Raw genomic sequence first — 17325 nt, forward strand, 5'->3', positions numbered from 1 at the left:
CAATCAGGATATAACCCAATTCATAAGTTAATGAATCGGGTTACCCGGATCAAAAGTCTTGTTATGTATGGCAGATTTTATACTTAAATGGTTTTGCCTGCGATGAGCTCGGGTTTAAACCGCGTCTGAAAGGCTGGTAAATGTAAAATCGCGGATTTTGAGAGGCGGCACGAGACTTCCGTTAGCGCGCACGGGCTTGCCGATCGCCTCCACATTATTGAGCATAATGACCGGACTTTCATTAAACCGGAAGTTTTTGACAGGATACTTGATCTGGCCATTTTCAATGTAAAAAGTACCGTCGCGGGTAAGTCCGGTATAAAGCAGCGTTTGCGGGTCAACCGCGCGAATGTACCAGAAACGCGTGACCAGAATCCCCTTTTCAGTCCCTTTGATCAGATCGGCGATGGACTCATTGCCTCCCTGAAAAATGAAGCCTCCTGCCGGCGGCACCGCTTTAACACCCTGCTTTTCGGCCCAGAAGCGCGAGTACGACATGTTCTTGATTACCCCATTCTCCACCCAAACCACTTTCTCCTGCGGCCTTCCGTCGCCCAGGTAAGTAGCGCCCGGGATTTCGGCATTCATCGGGTCGGAGTATATCGTGATTCTTTCGTCAAAAAGCTTCTCGCCCAGCCGGGTACCACCGCCTTTTTTACCCAGAAAACTCCTGCCTTCATCCGCACTGCGGGCATCCATGCTCCGCATCATATTCAGCAGCAGGTCTGCACCGGCAGTTGGTTCAAGAATGACGGTGTATTTGCCCGGTTCCAATGCTTTGGTATTGGTGGAAGCAAGCGCCTTTTGCATGGCTATCTCCGTAGCCGCCAATGTATTTAGCTTGGACACATCATTATAATCGCGGGACACATAGCCCGATCCTTTTCCATCGGCAGTACGGACAGTAATGGAGAAGTCCACGGAGGTACTTTTGTTGTAGCCAAACAAGCCTTTGTTGTTGCCCATCGCTGAAAACCCAGCGCTGTCTTCCATATAGCCGGCTGCTGTGAGGTTCTTTTTCACGCAGGGATCAATGCTATTGAATGCGGCCTGCGCACGAAAATCCGGGTTGATCGCCGCTGTACTATCGGCAAAAGCCTTGCTTTCAGGGAAGTTTGCAGCGCCGAGCATCGGCATATACTCAGGATTTTCGGGAGCCAGCCGCGCGATTTCCTCAGCACGCCGCACCGTTTTTTCCAGTGACGCATCATCGAACTCATTAATAGTCGACGTACCTGATTTTTTACCAAAAACAGAGGTAACCGACAAAGAAAGATCGGTCGTTTCCCCGCTGGTCGAGACCGAGTTCCGCGCATAGCGGATATTCCCCGTCCGGTTGCCCGACAATCCTACACTGACTTCATCAGCCTTCGAAAATGCCAGAACTTTATCTATGATTTGCTTTGCTTCGTCTTTTGAAAGGATTGCCATTTTACCTGTTTTATAATCGTTTGTCACGAAATGGTTTAGTCTGTTGTAACTTCGAACCTCCTCCTTTTCACCCTGAGCGGACCGGGCCGCCGAGCGGTCGAAGGGAATGGCGTTGTCGCTCTTCCCTTCGACTGCGCTCAGGGTGACAAGGGCAGGGTGCGCTCAGGGAAAAAGGGCTCCTTTCCTCCTTCCTCCTTCCTCCCTTTCCTCCTTCTTAACTATATCTTCCTCCCCGTATTAATCACATTCACTCCGTCAAACCGGGTGGTGGGGCTGCCGTGGGATACGGCGCTTACCTGACCGGGCTGCCCTTTTCCGTCGAAAAACGAGCCGAATGTGCGGTAATCGTCTTTGTCGCAGAGCTGAGAGCATGAATTCCAGAACTCCTGTGTATTGGATTGATAAGCTACGTCGTCGAGCATTCCGGTGAGTTCGCCGTTTTTTATTTCATAAAACACCTGACCGCCAAACTGGAAGTTATAGCGCTGCTGGTCAATGGAATACGAGCCGCGCCCGATGATGTAAATCCCCTTTTCAACACCCTTGATCATATCGAGCACGCTGCGTTTTTCTGTTCCCGGTTTAAGGGAAATGTTGGGCATCCGCTGAAACTGAACCGAAGACCAGTTATCTGCATAGCAGCATCCGTGTGATTCTTTTTCACCAATGATTTTGACCTGATCGCGGATGGCCTGATAATTTACGAGGATACCGTCTTTGATAATATCCCATTCCTTGCAGGGTACACCTTCATCGTCGTAACCGACGGCACCGAGCGTATTCGGCTGCGTTTTGTCAGCTACGATATTGACCAGCTTGCTTCCGTATGCAAAGTTCTTGGATTGCCACTTATCGAGCGTGGCGAAGCTGGTACCTGCGTAGTTCGCTTCGTAGCCGAGTACCCTGTCCAGCTCGGTCGGGTGCCCTACCGATTCGTGTATGGTGAGGCCCAGGTGATTCGGGTCTAGCACCAGGTCATATTTACCCGGCTGCACCGTTTTTGCAGTTATTTTTTGCTTGGCCTGTTTGGCAGCCATGATCGCATCTTCAACCATATCGTAGGAATTACGATAGCCTACCAGCCCGTTCGGACCGGCTATTTTCTCAGAGGCAAGTCCGTCGAGGTACTCGTATCCCATTCCCATCGGCGAGCTGATGGCATCGCGGGTCTTGAACTTACCAGCTGCTTTGTCCGTGACTGTCACCGTGAAAGTGGGCCAGACGCGATGGATATCCTGATCAATAAAGGAGCCGTCGGAAGAGGCGAAATACTTTTGTTCGTTTACAAAAAACAGGTTGGATGTAACGAAGCTGGCGCCGTTTTCGAGCGCTTTTCCATTTACATTCATCAGCAGGTCGATCTTCTCGCGAACGGGGATTTCGAATGCATTTTTGGTGATGGGCGTTTTCCAGGTTTGATCTCCTACGCCCTTCTGCGCGGCAAGCTCCACAGGCTCTTTCTGGAACTTTGAATTGGCTTTTGCAATGGCGACTGCGGTAGCGGCGCATTTGGCGATACCATCGGCAGTAACGTCACTTGTGGCTGAAAAACCCCAGGTTCCGTTTGCGATCACGCGGACTCCGATCCCGTAAGATTCTGCATTGACGATATTTTGTACCTGCTTTTCACGCGTAAAAACGTATTGCTGCAGATAGCGGCCGATACGTACATCTGTATAGGTAGCGCCTTTGCTTTTTGCCGCGTTCAATGCCACTTCTGTCAGCTTCTTTTTGGAGGCTGCGTCCATCCAGGGATCAAGCAGGTGTGCTTCCGAAACCGGATTGCCGATGACAGGCACCTGGGACAGCATCATAGCGCCAAAGCCCATACCTGACATTTGCATGAAATCTCTTCTTTTCATTTGATAATGTTTGGCCTTTCTGAAAAAAGATGAAGGATAATTTTGCCTGAGAAAGGCTTCACAATGTAATCAATATATTTTTCCAACAAATATTGCTGTGGCAATTTTTTGAAGCAAAAAGTGATTTAAACACACGTAAGTCTCGCGGAGAATCGCGAAAAATATGACTAAAAAGAAGAAAGAGGTTCCCTGTATCAGGAAGCAGGTGAGACGATTAAATGGCGGAGCTGCTGCTCGTCCCAGGGTTTATTGATGTAGGTGTGAAAATAACCTTTGCCAGCCGCAATCCTGAACTCATCGGTGTATGCATTGCCTGTCAACAGCACACGCACTGCCCCGGGGTACTTGTCGGAAGCCAGGCGGAGAAATTCCAGACCGGTCATTTCGGGCATTTGGTGGTCTGCGAAAATGACGTCAATTTTCTGTTCGTCCAATATTTCCAGGCCCTCTTCGGTTGTTTCTGCCAGGTAAATTTCAGCGTCGCGCCTGAATGTAGCTTTGAAGGAATTCAGATTATTGACTTCATGATCAATGTAAAGTATGCTCATTGGCACCTGGCTGATAGATGGTTTTCTGGGCACAAAATTCAGAATTAATTTCGTCGTAACCCAGTTTTCGGCCTTTGTCTTAAAAAAAAACTTCCAGCCGTCCCACTAAAATAAATTATCCCGCCAGTAACTCTGCCTATCTACCTAATAATCAGATCCATTTACAACATACAACTTATTAAACGGTAAACACTTTCACTGAAAAAGCCGCTTTCGCGGCTTCGGGTTACAAGCTTGCTACTTTCAGTCCCGGCAAAACATACTTGCCGAATACCTCTATAAATTCAGCCTGGTTCTTTCCTACATTATGGACCATGATCTGCTCAAAACCAATCTCCTCCACACTTTGCAGGTGCGCCATGTGCGCCTCAGGATCGGTTGAAATAAAAAGATGCTCAGCCATATCTTCGGGACGCATATCAGTAACTGCATTTTCAAAATCTTCCACTGTCCTGAAATTCGCGCATTTCTCGGGAGATACCGTATTGGTCCGCCATTGCTCAAAGGCATTTCGCGTTGCTTCCTCCATTGTTCTAGCCCAGCTCACATGAACCTGCACGTACTTAGGCTTATCTGCGCCGCCGCCTTCATTGAATGCAGCCACTACCTCGCGCAATTTCTCTTTTGAATGATTTACAGTCACCAGCCCGTCAGCCCATTCGCCCATCCACCGAGCCGTTTTCGGAGTCAGCGCGGCCCCAAAAATCCGGGGCGTCTGCTCCGGCAGCGACCAGATCTTCGCCTGATCGGCATAATGGTACCCTTCCCTGCTGGTCACAACTTCTCCTCTCCAGAGCGCACGTATCATCGCTGCGGCTTCCTGCAAACGTGCATTCCGCTCCTCTTTGGAAGGCCATTCGGGTGAAAGCACCGCTTCATTCAATGCTTCGCCGCTGCCCAGCGCAATCCACTGGTACCTGTTGGGGAACATAGCAGCGAGTGTCGCCGCCGCCTGCGCAACCATTACGGGATGGAACCTCGCACCGCCGGGTATCACCAGCGAACCGAAGGGAATCGTGCCGGTAGCCTGCAGCGCACCGCCCAGCCACGACCAAAGATGCCCCGAATGCCCCTGATCGTGGCTCCACGGATTGAGGTGATCGGAACACATCGCCGACTCGAACCCGCTCGCCTCTGCTAATTGCACCAGGCTCAATAGTTCAGCAGGTGAAAACTGCTCGTGTGAAGCGTGATAGCCAATTACTGCCATAATGGTTGAAAATTTAGTATAAGATTTGTCCGGCCAAAAAGTACCGGTGCCGCGGGCCTAAAAATTTTGTGCCTGGCAGGAGGCATGCCGCTCTTATCTGGATTTTCCTGGCCCCGTCATCATCACTTTGGTAATTGCCTCGGGTACCTTCGCCACCTGCAGCTGGATCAGGCCGTCGGTAGTTACATTGAATTTATTGGGACCAGCCTGTATTCTCTGGATAATAAACCGCTTTGAAAAACCGGCCTGGCATAGCTGAATGATGTTTTCGTTTTTAAGTACATCTGTCGGAGTTGTTGAGGCCAGCATTACTTCCATGATCGGCTCAGGAAGTTTGACACTCTTCAAAGCCAGCAAGCCGGGTACCGACATATCGAATTTACCTTTGCTCAGGTTGATCTTCTGGATGATCAGCTTACCCGATACATTTGCCTGATACATAGAGACAATGCTGTTGTTCGTGAGCGTTTCGCCGGTTTGTGCAAACGATAATTGGATTACGGCCATTAAAACCAGCAGCAGAAATGCGCTTTTCATTTTCATTCGTGATAGAGAAGTTAGTTTTCAAACAAAGAGAAATATTTACTTCATACCAATCGCGTGGGCGCTTGTAACAGTTTTTTCACGCCATGAAGAAAATAAAGCATTAAATGGCCGCTCCGCCTATTCCATTTCAAGACGATAATGTGACAATTGAATGATGAATATTGACTGTTTGGCGAGCTGCGATTTACTCTGATGTAAATGCCGCGTAATTTTATGATCACATTCAAAATCTATGACCACAGGCAGTATCCTATCTTCCATTCATTATGCAGACTCGATCCGGCAAAACCGGGTGAGCCTGAGTCTGATGGTACTGATACTGGCGGCCGTGGTACCGATTGCGGGAAATCTGATCTGGGGTGCAACATACTTTACCGACGTGCAGACCCTCCTGGGCGGCAGCGTGTTGAACCTGCTCTTTTTCCTGACTGCCTTTTTGATCAACCGCAAATTTTCACCGGCGGTCACCAAAATTTATCCGGAGCCCGGACAGTCGGTACGGCGGGTACTTTCCTGGTTTGTACTGTATGGAGCAGTAAGTATCACAGCGTTTCTATTAGCCATGATCATATATAGCCAAACGCATTTGTTTGGCTACCATTTTAACCTCACACACACGCTCTGGGCTGTGTTTGCGATCGGGAGCGGGTCGCTGACAGCCGCCGGGCTTACCGAACTCATTTTTGCATTCAGTCAATGGAAAAATGACTTGCAGGAACTGAACCAAATGGAACAAAGGCAGTTACAGGCAGAGCTTGACACTGTTAAACAACAGGTGAACCCGCATTTCCTGTTCAACTGCCTTAATTCCTTGTCGGTACTGATCTCGGAAGCACCTGCCACAGCCGAAAAATTCGTGGATGAAATGTCGAAAGTGTACCGGTACCTGCTCAGCGTTTACGGGCCCGACAAGGAAGATGACCTTGTTCCGCTTGAAGCTGAGCTTCGCTTTATCCGGTCTTACATTTACCTGCTGGAAACGCGTTACGAAAACGGGATCCGGTTTGTGGTGGAAGTGGCGGATATTTACCTGAGCGGGCAAATCGCCCCACTTAGCTTGCAGGTACTTGTAGACAATGCAGTGCGCCACAACATCATTTCCCCCGAGGCCACATTGCAAATTTGCATTAAAACCACTGCGACGGGACAGCTTGAAGTAAGTAATAACCTGCAAAGGCGCGTGGTAAGTATGTCGTTCACGGAAGCGGGCCTCGCCACGCTGATCTCGCGGTATAAGCTGCTGTTCAACCAGGCCGGCACGATCCAGGTCAAGGAAGAACCTGCCCGTTTTACAGTGATTTTGCCATTGATTTACACATGATCGCCTCTTTGCAATTCAACAATATCGGTCGGCTTATCTGGCTCAGCCTCTTTGGCAGGTGGATGTTTGCGCTACTGATCCCCTGGTTTGTACCCACGATCAGCTACCTGCTCATCGGAGAGCCTTATTTTGCAAGTTTGTCCAATTTCATCCTGGGCACCTGCATGATTTTCGTGATGACCACGCTCGCATTTGTTCCCCACGACTGGGCCGCGCAATATCTGGCGAAAAAGTACCCGGCGCTGCATTCATCCCTCAAACGCGGCTTCCTTACCGCAGTCGCATTCTGGATCATTACGGGGGTATATGTAACCGTTTACGGCATTTTTATTATCCACTACCGGCCTGTGGACGCGGAGCTGGACTTTGAGAAAATGGTCGATGTTTACATTTTCGAATTCGTCGCGGTAATCGTACTTACGCTGCTTTATGAAGGCAATTACTCGCTCAAAAAGTGGAAGGAAATCAAGGTAAACAAAGAACAAATCAAAAAGGCGGGCATGCAGGGACAGCTGCAAAGCTTGAAAAGTCAGGTCAATCCGCATTTTCTGTTCAACAGCCTCAATACCCTGTCTGCATTGATCACCGACGAGCCCAAGCGGGCCGAGCAGTTTGTAGACGAAATGGCGCAGGTTTACAGGTATCTTTTACAAAACAACCAAAGCGAGCTGACGACGCTGGCGACCGAGCTCAAATTCATCCGCTCCTACTTTCATTTACTGAAAACGAGGTACGATCAGGGATTGGACCTGGTGATCCGGGTGGACGAGGCGGATCTACACAAATTCATCCCGCCGCTTACTTTGCAGCTTTTGGTGGAGAATGCGGTGAAACACAATGCGATTTTGGAACAAACGCCATTGCTTATCAAGATCACATCTGCCGGCGACGATTGGCTGGAAGTGTGTAATAATGTTGTTACCAAATCAACACCTGTCAAATCGACAAAGCTGGGGCTCGCTAACATTTTTGCCAAATACAACCTCCTTTCTGAAAAACAACCGGTAATAGACGTGGCTGCGGCACATTTCAAAGTACTCCTGCCATTACTTGCCGAAAAATCTGACAACCAATGAATGTATTAATCGTTGAAGACGAAAAGCTGGCGGTACGCAAACTCACCAAATTACTGGAAGAAACTGCGCCTGAAATGGTCATCAAGGCTGTTACTCCGAGCATTGCCGCCACAGTGGAATGGGTGAAAGCGAACCGGGAAAGCGGGGAAAGTGAGCCGGATCTGATCTTCATGGATATTGAGCTCGCTGACGGACAAAGTTTCGAGATCTTCAACCGCGTATCGATTCAAAGCACGGTGATATTCACCACTTCCTACGACGAATATGCTTTGCAGGCGTTTAAGGTCAACAGCATCGATTATCTATTAAAACCCGTGCAGCAGGAGGATTTGCAGCGCAGCATCCGCAAATTTTATGAGCTCACCGGAATGCATAAAAACAAATCCCCGACGGAATCTCGCATGGATTCAAGGACAGAATCTGAGGGAGCATCACAATTGCACCCGCATTCAGCGCTTTCCGCCAGTCTTGAAAACATCCTGAAAACCTTGCAGATCCACCAGCCGGCCGCATCGTACCGCAACCGCTTCCTGGTAAAGCAAGGTGGCAGGCTGCTCTCCATTGAGGTAGGGGAAATCGCATTCTTTTTTACGGAAGAAAGCATTAGTTTTTTCAAGAATCATCAGGGACAAAAATTCGTGGTCGATTACAGAATGGACGAGATAGAGCAGTTCCTCGACCCGGCGCATTTTTTCAGGATCAACCGGGGCATTATCGTCACCCACAATGCGGTAACGCAGATCCAGCCTTACTATAACAACCGCCTGGCGCTCACATTGAAGCCGGCCTTTGAGAAGGAAGTGATTGTAAGCCGGGAAAAGTCTAACGATTTCCGTAAATGGATGGGAAAATAAAAGAGTGCAGTTTGACATAGAAAAACCGGTAAATAATCAGAAATTGCGCCCCCAATTTTTGAAATGATGACAACTCCTGTTTTTTGCGGCATAGATTTCGGCACTTCCAATTCAAGTCTGGCGATAGCAACCCCATCCGACGTTTTCCTGATCCCGGTTGAAAACAATCACAACACCATTCCCAGTGCGATGTTCTTTGCGCGAAAGGACAATGCAGCATTCTTTGGCCGCGAGGCTACGGAACGCTTTCTCTCCCGCCAGCCAGGCCGGCTGATGCGGAGCTTAAAGCGTGTGCTGGGTACTCCGGCCATGCGCCAGGGAACGATGGTCAATGGAGAGCTGATGAAGTTCGACCAGATCATTGCGGCCTTTTTGCAACAAATGAAAGCAAAGGCAGAAGCCGACTGCGGTACCGAGCTGCGGCATGTTGTAATGGGCAGGCCCGTGCACTTTATTGATAACGACCCTGCCGCAGACCAGCGCGCTGAAAATGAACTGAAATCCGTAGCCATGAGCATTGGCTTTGAACACGTGGGTTTTCAATATGAACCAATCGCAGCCGCATTCGCGCACGAAGCGAGGGTATCAGGCGAAAAGCTTGCAATGGTGGTCGACCTGGGCGGCGGAACCTCCGACTTTACCGTGATCCGACTCTCTCGCGAGAATGCCAAAAAACAGGATCGCGACAGTGATATCCTGGCTAATACCGGCGTAAGGCTGGGTGGAAATGATTTTGACAAAGACCTCAGTCTGGCTGAAATGATGCCCGAGCTGGGTTTCCGCTCGCGGTATGGTGCCAAAAACCTGGAAGTACCCTCCTACCACTATTTTGATCTGTCGGAATGGAGCAAGGTCAACTTCCTTTATACGAACAAGACCATCTTCCAGGCCAAACAATTACTGCGGGAAACGCACGATCCGGTCCGTTACGGCAGGCTGATCAATGTGCTCGAACAGGAAACCGGCCACGCCGTACTGGCCGAAACCGAGAAGATCAAGATTGGTCTTGCCGGCAATGAAAGCTATGCTACGTCACTGGATTTTATAGACGAAAATCTGCGCATTCAGGTTGACAGGGAGAACTTCAACATCGCGATCAATACCAAAGCGGAACGCATTGTTGCGGCGGCGCGGGAATGTCTGCTTGCTGCGGGCATTGCCCCTGAGGCGATCGGGCTGGTGATCATGACGGGCGGCTCCACCGAAATCCCGCTTATCCAGCAGCAGTTCAGAAGGTTGTTCCCCACGGCTGAATGGTCGGAAGAAAACAAGCTGTCGAGCGTAGGGCTGGGTCTCGCCTACGACGCCCGGAACCGGTACTCCTGAAATCCGGATGCATTCCCGGACATTTACCTGAATCTGTCGCCAAGGCACAATTATTATGAAGTAGCGGTGCATAACATTGCCTTCAATCATCAACAAACGAAAATCAGGAAAATGGAGACGGGTCAGAAAACACATGTAATTGAAATAGAGCGGCAGTTTGATGCCGATGTGGAAACGCTATTTAAAGCCTGGACTGAGGCTGAACATTTGAAACAATGGTGGAAACCAATGGGTAACCAGCTGGTGGACGTCAAAAATGAGCTGAAAGATGGCGGGGCGGTTGAATACTACGTCGGAGATGCGGGCTTACAGATCACCGGGACTTACAGCGAGGTGGTACCCAATGAAAAGCTGGTGTACTCGTGGATATGGAACCTGAATGATGAAGGTTCGGAAAACGGATATACACTCCATATCTCATTCGCACCAGAGGGAGAAGGCAGCAAGCTGCACGTGGTACAGGAAGGATTCAAGGGCGAAGAATTTTTGAAAACGCATCAGGATGGATGGGAAAAAGAGCTGGATTCGCTGAGTTCATACCTCTCTTCCGGCAGTTCCAACACACAAAGCGGAGCTTCCGGGCAAGGCGAAACGAGCCAGCAGCCAGCCGGGCAGGACAACCTGAAAAATGGTGATCAGATGAATGACCGGTCCGGCGGATACAATGAGGCGCCTGACCAGGTGAGAGTAGGCGGCGCAGAGCCTGAATGACCGACGTCGCATTTGCATTCAAAAAAGCCACACAGGCAGGGATATTTCCCGCTCCTGTGTGGCTTTCTGCTTTATACCACAACGTAAATGCACTATCCTGGGATTAACGATAAATTGGGACTGAATCGATGTCGGCGCGTCGCCGGCTGCCTGCGCTGACTTACTCCATGGACGGACAATGATGAAAAGTGATATAGAGAGCCTTACTCTGCAAAAGATCAAGACTGGCCCGTTCAACTTCGACCAGATCGGAAAGTATTTTGCCAAGGCGGGACAAGAAGAAAATACGCAGACAATTTCGGACAGGACGTACCACGATCTGGACCTGGAAGATGTATTTAAGTTTGCAGACCGCACCCTATCCTGCCCCGGCCAGCAACTGCTCTATCACGTTTTAAGGACCATCCCGAAGACCAATGTGCGCGGTCAAAAGCTGGAAAACCTCATCTCCATATTCAGCAACAATGCTGAGCTGCGGGCCAGCATAGCCGCTCAGGTTGCAAAACTGAACAAGAAAGACGCATACTATCTGCCCGGACTTTTTCAGGAAAAGTACCTGCAACGGCCAAAATGGTTCTGGCTGGTTCAAATACTGTGTGGCATCAGTGTGCTTTCGGTATTTCTGTCTTTCTTTTTTCCGCAGCTGTTTATCTTTCTGATTGTCTTGCTGCCGGTCAATCTGGGCATTCATTATTGGAACAAAAACAATCTGTACCAATACGGTAGCTCCATTCCGCAGCTATTGCTGCTAAACAAAACCGCACGTAATATCCTGGTCAATAGTGAATTTGACGACGCTTCCAAAGAACTCGGTAAGTCAGTAGCTACCCTTGACGGACTGGGGCCTGCGATGTCCATTTTCAAGATTGAAGCCAGTCTGCAAAGTGAGATCGGGCAGTTTGTTGACTATGTCATCGAGCTGATCAAGGCTCTCTTCCTGATTGAGCCGGTACTCCTTTTTACCACATTAAAAATCCTCGAAAACAGAAAGGCGGACATCAGTGCTGTATTTCATTTTGTTGCGGAAACTGACCTGGCACTTTCCACGCTTGCTCTGCGGGAAGACATTCCCTATTACTGCATACCGGAGATCAATGCGTCCGATAAACGGCTTACTGTGAAGGATATGTACCATCCGCTGCTATTTGGCGGTGTTTCAAACGACATCGATCTGAACAATAAATCTGCTTTGCTGACGGGTTCAAATATGTCTGGCAAGACAACTTTCATCCGCACGATCGGGATCAACGCCATTTTGGGACAAACCATCAACACCTGTTTCGCCAGTTCCATATCAATGCCGCCGATGCAGGTTTACTCTTCCATCAGGATCTCAGACGATCTGCTCAGTGAAAAGAGTTACTACTTCGAGGAGGTACTCAGCCTGAAACAGCTGCTGGAACATAGCCGTAATGGCGAATACAACCTGTTTTTGCTGGACGAGCTTTTCAAGGGGACCAACTCCGTGGAGCGGATTGCCATCGGGAAATCTGTGCTTACCTATCTCGCGGGCGGCAAGAACATCGTATTGGTTTCTACCCACGACAGAGAGCTGGCAGATTACCTTGCGGGCGACTTTGAGATTTTCCATTTTACGGAAGTGATCGACCAGAACGATATTCATTTTGACTACAAAATCAAACCCGGCAAGCTGACTACGACCAATGCAATACGGATTCTCGAATTAAACCATTATCCAGCTGCAGTGATTGAAGAGGCGCATCACCTCTCACAAAAGTTAAAAAGCGGTGACTAAATTTTATTCGACCGCGCACTTTTGCACGATTTTTATAGCAGTTCAGACGACTGCAACCAATGTATAAGACATTATGGGAAACAAGGGACTGTTTGTACTGATCGATGATGACACCGACGATCACGAAATTTTCAAAATGGCTCTCGATGATGTAGATAAAAATTTGGAATGCCTGTTTTTTCCGGATTGTGAATCCGCATTAGCGCATTTCGACAGCGGGCCGGTGACGGCGCCCGGGTTTGTATTTGTGGATATAAGCCTGCCCCGGATCAATGGCGCACAATGTCTGCAGCAACTACAGCGTCTGCAGGAATTTGACAGTCCGGTCATCATCATTTACTCCACAACCATTCCTGAGGAATGGAAGCCACAACTGGAAACAATCGGAGTAGATAAATTCATCGAAAAGACCGGACCTATTTCGGCACTTACCACACAATTGCAGCACCTGTTGCAAGCGGGATGATCCGGCTTAATAGTTACGAAATCCCTTTTTGTAGTTTGGCGAGATAGTTGGACGGGCTCACGCCGAACTGCTTCTGAAAATCACGCGAGAAGTTGGTAGGAATGCTGTAACCCACCATATCAGCTACCTCGTTGATCTTGTATTTGTTCTCTGCGAGCAACTCGGCCGCTTTTTTGAGGCGCGACAAGTTAATGAGCTCGTTGGGCGTCATATCAGAGATACCCTTGATCTTGCGGTACAAAGTCGGTCGGCTCATGTTCATCAGCGATGAAAGCAGGTCAACATCCAGGTTGCTGTCGGCAATGCGCCTGGTGATAATGCTGTTGAGCTGTTCCAAAAATTCCTTATCCGCTTTCGAGAATGCAATTCCTTTGATGTGCGTCAATGGCGAGCGTGCGAAGTATTCCTTGATAATATTCCGGTTATTAATCAGATTGGTGATCTGTGCGGCGAGGTGATCAAGAGAAAAAGGCTTTTCAATGTACGCGTCAGCGCCGACTTCCAGGCCCTCTATTCTAGAATTGATCGAGTTTTTGGCAGTCAGCAGTATAATGGGAATATGGCTGAACTGCACATCGTTCTTCATCCTTCTGCAAAGCTCAATTCCGTCCATTACCGGCATCATAATGTCGCTGATCACCAGGTGGACATTTTCATGCTGCAGGATCCCGACCGCCTGCTGACCATCCAATGCACGCATTACATTATATGACCCACTCAGTTCGCGGCTCAGGTAGCTGAGGATTTCGACGTTATCTTCTGCAAGCAGGATCACCGGTTTAGCAGGATCAGCCGATTGATTGGGTTCGTCGCTCAAAAAAACATCTGCATCAGCCTCCTCATTGCCGCCTTTCAGGTCCATTTCGTAATCCTGGTGAATAGGCAGAGAAAGCAGGAAGGTATTCAGCTGCATATCCTGGCGCCGCAGTTCCAGCTTCCCTTTGTGCAGCTCGGCGAGCGAGCGTGCGAGCGGAAGACCGATCCCGGTACCTTCCTGTTTTTGGCTGGCTGCCACGCGATAAAACGGTTCGAATATCTTGTCCTTATCTTCTTCTTCGATAATGAAACCGTCATTGGTAAACTCAATGTGAAAAAGAAGATCGTCGCTGCTGAAAGGCAGCAATTTCACTTTCACCGAGTTATCAGCATATTTGATCGCATTGTTGATCAGGTTGCTGGTGATCTTTTTACAGGCTTCAATATCAACAAAAGCCTGCAATGCAATCCTGGGAAGCTCGATCTTATAACTCAAATTCTTCTGCTCGGCGGCGGGCCTGAATGTTGAGAATACATCGCCAAGCAGCTCGTTTATATCTGTTTTGGTAAAATTCAGACTAAAATTATTCGCCTCGGCTTTCCGGAAATCCAGCAGCTGATTGGTCAGATCAATGAGGCGATTGGCATTTTTATTAATCATGGTCAGGTTCTCAAATGTTTCCGCATCTGCTTTTTGATCTGCAAGCAGCTTGTCAAGCGGCATTTTGATCAGCGTTAGCGGGGTTCTGATTTCGTGGGCTACGTTGGTAAAAAAGTCTATTTTCGCATTATAAATCTCCCGTTCTTTCCCGATTTCAATGGCTTCAATCTCGCGCTTGTTCTTCTCGCCCATTGCCAGGTGATAGTACCGGAAAACAGTAATGCCGATGGCGGCCACAATCAGGCCATACAGCAGATAAGCCCAGCTTGTAGCCCACCAGGGAGACAGAATGTCGATGTTCAGCCGCGCTTCCCGGCTATTCCAAACGTGATCGTTGTTCGCCCCCTTAACCCGTAACACATAATGACCGGGCGGGAGTTTTGAGAAGGTGATTTTTTTGCTGTCAGTCAACGTAAACCACTGCGAATCAAAACCCTCCATTTTGTACTTATAGCTATTCATTTCCGGGATCACGTAGCTCAGCGCCGCCACATCGAAGCTGAGGCTCGAACGGTCGTACGGCAACCTGATCCAGCCTGTATAAACGGGCGACTGGGTCAGCGGCGAATCCTTCCCTCCTATCCGGAGCTCCTGGTTGTTAGCCTGAATCCCGGTGAGGTACACCGGCGGTACGTAGTTGTTTGTGTTAAATGATCCCGGTTTGAAGCTGATCAGCCCCGCTACCGTTCCGAAAAACAATGTCCCGTCGTCGTTTTTAAAAGAGGAATTGTAGTTGAACTGCTCGCTCGGAAGTCCATTGGCTTCGTTGTAGTTGGTAAAGCGCCCGGTTTTTGAATTCAGCATCGATAAGCCCCGCGAGGTGGAGATCCAGAAGTTTCCCAGATCATCTTCTACGACACGGAATACCTGGTTATCAGGCAGTCCGTCTTCAATGCGGTAATTTCTGAACTTCTGCGTCACTGCATTGTATCTTGATAATCCATGCTCGGTACAGAACCAGAAATCGCCGTTTTTACTTTGGTAAAGACTGTTGATGTAATTGTCGGGCAATCCGCCTTTCTTGCCTGCATCGTATTGAATCCTGCCTTTTAAACCCGTTTTTGGATTAAAATAAAAAATGCCGCCTCCATAGCTCGCAACCCAGAGCGTACCATTTTTGTCTTCGTGAATGCTCTGTACCTGCGTATTCACAAATGTGACCGGCGTAAAATCGTCCGTATCCCGGTTGTATTTGAATAGTCCCGACCAGGTACCAACCAGGATGTCCGAACTCCGCGTTTTGTACAATGTAACAATGAAATTGCTCCCGAAAGAATTGGGCTTGCTGGTGGTATAATGCCTGATCACCTTATTGGTTTTCAGGTCCATTACATCCAGACCGTGCTCGTAGGTCCCGATCCAAAGCTTATCCCCGTCGGCGACGAGGCCGTGCAGGTTGTGGTAAGCAATACTCCCCTTTTTTCCGTCAGGCAGGAATGCCCTGAATTTGCCTGTTTGCAGATCCAGCTGATTGAGGCCGGCATCTTCCGTCCCGATCCAGAGCTTACCGTATTGATCTTTGGCTATTTCGTGAACAAGGTTGCCGCTGATGCTGTTGCCGGGCTGGGGAAAGTACTTTTGAAAACGGTTGTACTCCGAAGAATAATAGTTAACCCCGCCAAACTGCGTGCTGATCCAGATTCCGCCTTCCCTATCCTTGTAAATCGCATTGATAATGTTGTCGGTAATCGAATAGGGATTGAATTTCTCTTTGACAACCTGCTTCATCTTTTTTCTTTTCAGATCAAGAATGAACAGTCCCGACTCCGACCCGAGCCAGTATTCATCTTTGCCATTTTCGAAAAAGGTGTGAATGTAAATGTCCCTGTCCGGCGCGGCTTGCTGTGAAATGTCTGTGATCTTGTCCGTCCGGTAATTATAAATCAGAATGCGCTTCATATTCCCGACCAGTAAAGTGGAATCCGAGACGGCATGCAGCCGCATATTGGAAAAAATCTCATTGACCCGCCCCGACAGATCGTATCTGGACACACTACCTACCCCGGGATGATAGCGCCGGATCATTCCGTTGCTAAATGATGCCCACACTTTCCCACTAGCGGAAACGTGAACTGAAACGGTGTTTGCCGCATCGGGAAGTGCGATTACTGTGCCTCTTTTCGAGTCAAACCGGTAGAGTTGGTTGTCGGAGATGATCCAGACGCCACCTTCCCGGTCGCCCCGGATCAGCCGGACCTCACCGGCAGGGATCAATTGGAATGCGGAGAACTGGTCTAAAATAGGATTATAGATATAAACGCCTTTGTGCGTCCCGATCCAGAGTTTCTCGTCATCATCTTCGTATAGTGAAAAAACCGAGTTGCTCCCGAGGCTGGTTGAATCGCCTTCCTTGCTCCTGAAAATCTTGAAAGAATTCCCATCAAAACGGTTCAGCCCGTTGCGGCTGGCGATCCAGATAAAACCTTTTTTATCCTGGATAATATCGGTCGTCGCATTGCCCGACAGTCCGTCCGAAACCGTGTAGCTTTTGAAATAATACGGCACGCTCTGCCCCGGGCAGGTCAGGTACAAAAACAGGCAGCAGAACGTAAATAGCAGATTTTTCACACGTGCATCCAACCAAAGCCGGCAATCAGGCCGGGCTCTTTTCCATTCAATTTTTTATAAATATATCCCTGCAAAATCATTGGTAAGTAACATTTATAAATGATGAGACATTTTGATCTGAAATTGAGACTCACAGATCATTCCGTTAATCAACAAAGCAGGAACTTCGCAAAAGTTTAAATAAGTCCTATTAATTAATCAGATAGTAACAAGTTCATAAGCAAAGAACCAGC

The 17325-nt window shown here is 48.8% G+C and carries 13 protein-coding genes; 7 read left to right on the top strand and 6 right to left on the bottom strand.

What is annotated here, in order from left to right; translation table 11 throughout:
- Positions 1–114 precede the first annotated feature (114 nt).
- The 5 genes from AC1XTG_RS03830 to AC1XTG_RS03850 form a co-directional block, all read right to left on the bottom strand.
- Positions 115–1431 (bottom strand): TldD/PmbA family protein, encoded by a 1317-nt coding sequence (locus tag AC1XTG_RS03830; RefSeq protein ID WP_056286684.1) that lies wholly within the window; start codon positions 1429–1431, stop codon positions 115–117.
- A gap of 218 nt (positions 1432–1649) precedes the next feature.
- A complete protein-coding gene (locus AC1XTG_RS03835; protein ID WP_484841080.1) occupies positions 1650–3293 on the bottom strand; it encodes a TldD/PmbA family protein in 1644 nt (547 codons plus the stop codon).
- 194 nt (positions 3294–3487) lie between these two features.
- Positions 3488–3841, bottom strand: a complete 354-nt coding sequence (locus AC1XTG_RS03840) for a response regulator (RefSeq protein WP_056286677.1) — start codon at positions 3839–3841, stop codon at positions 3488–3490.
- Positions 3842–4067: 226 nt separating this feature from the next.
- Complete coding sequence (locus AC1XTG_RS03845) at positions 4068–5051, bottom strand: TIGR03885 family FMN-dependent LLM class oxidoreductase (RefSeq protein ID WP_484841081.1); 984 nt, start codon at positions 5049–5051, stop codon at positions 4068–4070.
- A gap of 93 nt (positions 5052–5144) precedes the next feature.
- Positions 5145–5594, bottom strand: coding sequence for a hypothetical protein (locus AC1XTG_RS03850; protein ID WP_484841082.1), 450 nt, complete (start codon positions 5592–5594; stop codon positions 5145–5147).
- Positions 5595–5829: 235 nt separating this feature from the next.
- Between AC1XTG_RS03850 and AC1XTG_RS03855 the strand changes: the two genes are divergently transcribed.
- The 7 genes from AC1XTG_RS03855 to AC1XTG_RS03885 all read left to right on the top strand — a co-directional run bounded on the left by AC1XTG_RS03855 (position 5830) and on the right by AC1XTG_RS03885 (position 13107).
- On the top strand, positions 5830–6918 hold the full coding sequence (locus AC1XTG_RS03855; RefSeq protein ID WP_484841083.1) for a sensor histidine kinase: 1089 nt from the start codon (positions 5830–5832) through the stop codon (positions 6916–6918).
- Positions 6915–7994 (top strand): sensor histidine kinase, encoded by a 1080-nt coding sequence (locus tag AC1XTG_RS03860; protein ID WP_484841084.1) that lies wholly within the window; start codon positions 6915–6917, stop codon positions 7992–7994. Before AC1XTG_RS03855 ends, AC1XTG_RS03860 begins: the two co-directional genes overlap by 4 nt.
- Positions 7991–8848: a LytR/AlgR family response regulator transcription factor gene (locus AC1XTG_RS03865; protein ID WP_056286658.1), complete on the top strand. Its 858-nt coding sequence runs from the start codon at positions 7991–7993 to the stop codon at positions 8846–8848. Before AC1XTG_RS03860 ends, AC1XTG_RS03865 begins: the two co-directional genes overlap by 4 nt.
- 66 nt (positions 8849–8914) lie before the next feature.
- Positions 8915–10174, top strand: a complete 1260-nt coding sequence (locus AC1XTG_RS03870; protein WP_484841101.1) for an Hsp70 family protein — start codon at positions 8915–8917, stop codon at positions 10172–10174.
- A 111-nt stretch (positions 10175–10285) separates the two neighbouring features.
- Complete coding sequence (locus AC1XTG_RS03875; protein ID WP_484841085.1) at positions 10286–10885, top strand: SRPBCC family protein; 600 nt, start codon at positions 10286–10288, stop codon at positions 10883–10885.
- A 178-nt stretch (positions 10886–11063) separates the two neighbouring features.
- Complete coding sequence (locus tag AC1XTG_RS03880; protein WP_484841086.1) at positions 11064–12641, top strand: MutS-related protein; 1578 nt, start codon at positions 11064–11066, stop codon at positions 12639–12641.
- Positions 12642–12714: 73 nt separating this feature from the next.
- Positions 12715–13107: a response regulator gene (locus AC1XTG_RS03885; protein ID WP_484841087.1), complete on the top strand. Its 393-nt coding sequence runs from the start codon at positions 12715–12717 to the stop codon at positions 13105–13107.
- Positions 13108–13120: 13 nt separating this feature from the next.
- Here the strand turns inward: AC1XTG_RS03885 and AC1XTG_RS03890 are convergent, their stop codons facing one another.
- Positions 13121–17092: a hybrid sensor histidine kinase/response regulator transcription factor gene (locus tag AC1XTG_RS03890; protein ID WP_484841088.1), complete on the bottom strand. Its 3972-nt coding sequence runs from the start codon at positions 17090–17092 to the stop codon at positions 13121–13123.
- Positions 17093–17325 lie beyond the last annotated feature (233 nt).

The organism is Dyadobacter sp. HNCC25DJ183 (assembly GCF_056895175.1).

Coding starts and splice junctions, on each gene's coding strand:
- AC1XTG_RS03845 (WP_484841081.1), bottom strand. CDS start 5,051: ATGGCAGTAATTGGCTATCACGCTTCACACGAGCAGTTTTCACCTGCT.
- AC1XTG_RS03875 (WP_484841085.1), top strand. CDS start 10,286: ATGGAGACGGGTCAGAAAACACATGTAATTGAAATAGAGCGGCAGTTT.
- AC1XTG_RS03850 (WP_484841082.1), bottom strand. CDS start 5,594: ATGAAAATGAAAAGCGCATTTCTGCTGCTGGTTTTAATGGCCGTAATC.
- AC1XTG_RS03865 (WP_056286658.1), top strand. CDS start 7,991: ATGAATGTATTAATCGTTGAAGACGAAAAGCTGGCGGTACGCAAACTC.
- AC1XTG_RS03880 (WP_484841086.1), top strand. CDS start 11,064: ATGATGAAAAGTGATATAGAGAGCCTTACTCTGCAAAAGATCAAGACT.
- AC1XTG_RS03885 (WP_484841087.1), top strand. CDS start 12,715: ATGGGAAACAAGGGACTGTTTGTACTGATCGATGATGACACCGACGAT.
- AC1XTG_RS03835 (WP_484841080.1), bottom strand. CDS start 3,293: ATGAAAAGAAGAGATTTCATGCAAATGTCAGGTATGGGCTTTGGCGCT.
- AC1XTG_RS03855 (WP_484841083.1), top strand. CDS start 5,830: ATGACCACAGGCAGTATCCTATCTTCCATTCATTATGCAGACTCGATC.
- AC1XTG_RS03870 (WP_484841101.1), top strand. CDS start 8,915: ATGACAACTCCTGTTTTTTGCGGCATAGATTTCGGCACTTCCAATTCA.
- AC1XTG_RS03840 (WP_056286677.1), bottom strand. CDS start 3,841: ATGAGCATACTTTACATTGATCATGAAGTCAATAATCTGAATTCCTTC.
- AC1XTG_RS03860 (WP_484841084.1), top strand. CDS start 6,915: ATGATCGCCTCTTTGCAATTCAACAATATCGGTCGGCTTATCTGGCTC.
- AC1XTG_RS03830 (WP_056286684.1), bottom strand. CDS start 1,431: ATGGCAATCCTTTCAAAAGACGAAGCAAAGCAAATCATAGATAAAGTT.